General features: G+C 42.1%; 3 protein-coding genes. All 3 read right to left on the bottom strand.

Annotated elements, in window-relative coordinates; all coding sequences use genetic code 11:
- Nucleotides 1-56 precede the first annotated feature (56 nt).
- A protein-coding gene (locus IM477_RS16675; protein ID WP_106908108.1) for an ISKra4 family transposase occupies nucleotides 57-1120 on the bottom strand; the annotation gives its coding sequence in 2 pieces (ribosomal slippage) (nucleotides 57-964 and nucleotides 964-1120; 1065 coding nt in all).
- Nucleotides 1121-1495: 375 nt separating this feature from the next.
- Nucleotides 1496-2266, bottom strand: a complete 771-nt coding sequence (locus tag IM477_RS16670; RefSeq protein WP_190721113.1) for a peptidoglycan-binding protein — start codon at nucleotides 2264-2266, stop codon at nucleotides 1496-1498.
- Between the two features lie 64 nt (nucleotides 2267-2330).
- Entirely contained in the window at nucleotides 2331-3119 is a 789-nt protein-coding gene (locus tag IM477_RS16665; protein ID WP_149979734.1) for a peptidoglycan-binding protein, read from the bottom strand.
- Between the last annotated feature and the right edge of the window lie 712 nt (nucleotides 3120-3831).

Below are 3831 nucleotides of genomic sequence, written 5' to 3'. Positions count from 1 at the left end.
CGGGAGCATCTCACCTTTGCAATAAGTAGAAATGCTTAATGAGATCAATAAAAAAGTTAAAAAAGGCAACCATTTAGATAAGCACAGCGATGACGAAGGACTTGCGGTACATTACAAGATTGCCAACTTGCACCAGTAATTTTAAGACGATGAGCAATTTGTTTAATTTTTGATTCGACGGAGCCAGAGCCAATGGAAATCCCCTCTGCCTGCAAATAACCATAATTGACAATTCGATGTTTATGCTTGTTTAAATAAGTAATAAAATTCTCAACTTGCGGCTCTGACCATCCTTCACAACAAGAGATAGCGGCGTCCACGTCCCCCTTCCATAGAAAACATTTTACCTCCTCAATTCGCTGGAATGACCCGCCAACTTTATAGAGGTTTTCGATTAAATGATACCAATCCAATATTTCAATTCTTTCCTGTTTCTCTCCGATCTCACGAAATAAATTCCAGATACCATCATGTCCATCTCCTAAACAAATTAAAGGCTTGGCCAAAACTTGAGAATTAACCAAATCTAATAAAGCTGAGTTATCTTGAAAAAAAGCCGCTACCCCCAGTTGATGAAAACTCACTGCTTTATAATCACGCCAAATTAAGGCTTTTCCCTTGGCAGTTCTTAGTCGTACCTTACCGCCATCTAGGCTCATTTCTTCCACTTCCACTTCTGGGTTAGACGGTAATTCTTCAAAAGCATATCGATGTACGAGGCGTTGTTGGGTACTGTGAGAAACAGCAATCCCTGTCAATGATTTGATTTTCTGCGCCGATTTTTCGTAGGATTCATCGCCACTTAATAGCAAACAGTTCTTCTCTAACATTGGACTCATCTGAGTCCGAGACTTTATTTCTAATTTTTTCGCTTGTTTTTCTGTAATTGGTAATTCCCCCAAAATACTTTTCACTTTTCTCGTCCGACCGGCAGTTTCTTCTGTGCTTGTTTTGACAAAAAAATACCGATTTCTGGGTTAACATAATGAATCATTAAATCTCTGACTGTCTCCTCTATCTCTCCCAAGTTATTAAATTTCTTAATTTGGGATTGCTCATAGAGACATTGCCCTAACTCTTGACATAACTCTTTAATTCTTTTTTCATTTTCTGATAACATTGAATTATTCCTCCCATCGAGAGCTATTCTGAATTGTAAGTTATAACTATTATAATCTCATTTCTCTTTGTGATCAAGTTGAAGATTTTCTAGTTTTTGACTGCTATAAGTATTAATACTCATTGCATAAGTGAGATGCTCCCAATGATGCCTTTTACCTGCTTTGACAAAAATAGTTAGTTTTATCTATTGATTCAAAGGAAACTTTCCCAGTTTTGGTAGTCTCGCTCCCCATTCGGCTGTGGTAATGACTTTGGCGGTAAATGGCATAATTAGAAAAAATCTCGGCAATAAAATTGTTTAAAAACTTTGAGCAATAATATAGAGTTGTTGACAATAATTTAGCTCATGCAACAACTCTACTTACTTTTTTAGTCAACTCCAACCCTGTAACTGGAACCATCCCGCTCGACTGAGAGTATCTTTGCCGTAATTCCGGTTAGCAGTGAAGAAATCAACATCTCCGCGATCGCGCAAAGCTCTTAGAGCATTTCCAGGTCCAGAATTGTATGCAGCTAAAGCGGCACGGATAAGCTCTTTGCCTTGCAAATTAGTCTTGCGTTGCATAAAAGCTCGGTTGTCAGCAAGAACTTTACAGCCAAAGAGAATGTTCTCTCTGGGATCTTTCCACTTACCAGTAGAGGTAAACTGAGGAAAAGCACGGTCATCAATTTGCATCAGTCCCCGACCGTGACCAAAATCTCCCGTACCAGAAGGGCCAGGTGGATTTAAGAGTAATCCCCAGTGAGATTCTCGTGAACCAATGCCCGCAATCACAGCAATCGGAAAGCCCTGTTGGTTAGCTCCTTCTTCAATAAAAGCTCTGAACTGTTGAGCGGCTTCTAATTGTCTGAGCATGGAAGCATCATTGCGAGCAATCGTCGTGGTAAATACAAGTTCAAGATTGGGAGGTTGCTCGTCTGATAACGCTGCCCAAGTCAGCGGACCGACAATTCCATCATCATCCAAACCACGAGAGCGTTGAAATTGTTTGACAGCCATTTCGGTTGCCTGTCCAAAGAAGCCATCAATAACGACAGCAATTCCTTTGGCATTGAGCAGTTCTTGCAGTTCCATCACTTCGTCTCGAAGTTGAGGAGAAGTATGGTCAAATCCGTCAAATAAACGTAAGGTTGGACCGATCATTGTGCAAATTCTCCTGGCATTTTGTTTTTTGCTAGTTTTCAGGATTATTGAAGTCAGTTTGCCTTTAGGAAGATGAGAGTCCCAACGCCGCAAGCGTGGCAGGCCCAACGATGCCATCAACCGGTTGCAATTGTTTCTGTTGTTGAAATGCTTTAACTGCCTCTTCTGTCTTTGGACCAAAGAAACCATCAACTGTTAACTGGAAGCCATTGCGGACTAATGCTTGCTGAACTTGGCGCACGTCATCTCCTTCCAGAAGTGGGCGCGTGAGTTGCAATAAGCGATCTCCTAGTTCAACGCTACCCCCACCATTAACCCCTGTGTCTAGAGTCGGACCATTAGCAAAGCCATTAGCAGGAGATTTACCGAGACGAGCGGCGGTATTTGGACCCCACTGCCCATCCTCTGCAATCCTGTCATTGGGATTGTTTTGATTCCACAGTTGCTGGAACGCCAGGATAGCAGTTGAGCGGATGTCACGAACCCCAGCACCTTTAAAGTCAAAATGAACCGGATCTGATGGACCTAGCCACTTCCAGCCCTGAGCTTCTAGGAAAGGTCGCCAGCCTGCATGATCTTCAATATCGAGAGCTAATCCACTTTGATGGTTGCTCTTTCCTGGCTCAGCAGCGATAGTAATGCCACATCGATTCGCCTGAGCTTGTTGAAAAAGAAGTAGTTGTTGGGCAATAGTCCGATAAGCGGAGTTGACAATCAGAGTCTGGCCTCGATTGGCAACCGCCCGATCTAGGGCGCGTTTAGCCGCTGGTTGTAAGAATGGCCAAACTGCTTGTCCAAGCCTGATCTTGGGCGAAGAAAAATCAACTAAAGCACCTGAGACAAGTCGATTCATTTGAGCAATGAGTTGCCGATCTAGTCCCCTAACCACTGTCGTGGAACAGCTTGTAGTCCCAGCTTGGGTTACTGTCACCATAAATTTCTTCCTTAGCGAGGGATTCTTAGTTCAACAAGTCCACTTAAGCTAAGGGACTTGCGCTGGGATATCATTCCTACGCAAGTCCCTAAATACCTGGCGATGTTTAGCTTAAATGGTGGTTCTTTTATCCTACTATCCCACTTCCATCGGTCTAACACCCCTTAATAAGACTTAATATGGCACTGTGGGGTTTAATCACCTCAATTTGGGCATAATTACCGCACAGAGGGGTCTAGCATTGTCTCGCTAACAACAATCACAATCGCCCCAACTCCCGTAAGTTTTTCAAATCCAACTCAAAATCTTCAACATCATAGGAATACAGTGCTATTTGGCGCTGCTTTAAAAGTTGGCGAAAATAGACTTTACCTCGACTCTAAAAACTCTTCTACTGTCAAGTTAATATCGCTCGCAATCTGTCGTAATAATCTAGGTGCAATATCTCGTCCTTTATGAAATGGAACAGTAGTTGCACGTCCATCTTCAGGACAGAACTAGAACTCTTGCAAATTAATTATATGTTATAATGATGGGTTAACTAATTTTCCCCAAAAAATTAGTTAATCAGTACATTCGTCCTGAATGAAAACTTGAAGTTTAACTTTTAACTCAAAACTCTTTAGAGCTG

Source organism: Microcystis sp. M090S1, assembly GCF_020246295.1.
Classification (GTDB): Bacteria; Cyanobacteriota; Cyanobacteriia; order Cyanobacteriales; family Microcystaceae; genus Microcystis; species Microcystis aeruginosa.
This window is presented reverse-complemented; position numbering and strand designations above follow the sequence as displayed.